Annotated in this window: 1 protein-coding gene; it reads left to right on the forward strand. The window is 42.1% G+C overall.

Going from position 1 to position 254, the window contains the following annotated elements:
- Window positions 1-15: 15 nt before the first annotated feature.
- Window positions 16-254, forward strand: a 239-nt coding sequence (locus tag L9G74_RS23150; RefSeq protein ID WP_369123393.1) for a 40S ribosomal protein S27, incomplete at its 3' end; no start/stop codon positions are given.

The raw sequence follows: 254 nt of genomic DNA on the forward strand, positions 1-254 counted from the left end.
GGTTGATCTGCTAGAATGCCACTTGCTAAGGATTTGTTACACCCTTCTCCTATTGAAGAGAAGAGAAAGCATAAGTTAAAACGGCTAGTGCAACATCCCAATTCATACTTTATGGATGTTAAATGTCCAGGATGTTATAAAATAACAACAGTTTTCTCTCATGCCCAAAGTGTAGTCGTGTGTGCTGGGTGCTCCACCATTCTTTGCCAACCTACTGGTGGCAGAGCTAGGTTAACAGAAGGTTGTTCTTTCCG

The sequence above is a fragment of the Shewanella electrica genome (assembly GCF_022321485.1).
In the GTDB taxonomy this organism is placed as follows: domain Bacteria; phylum Pseudomonadota; class Gammaproteobacteria; order Enterobacterales; family Shewanellaceae; genus Shewanella; species Shewanella electrica.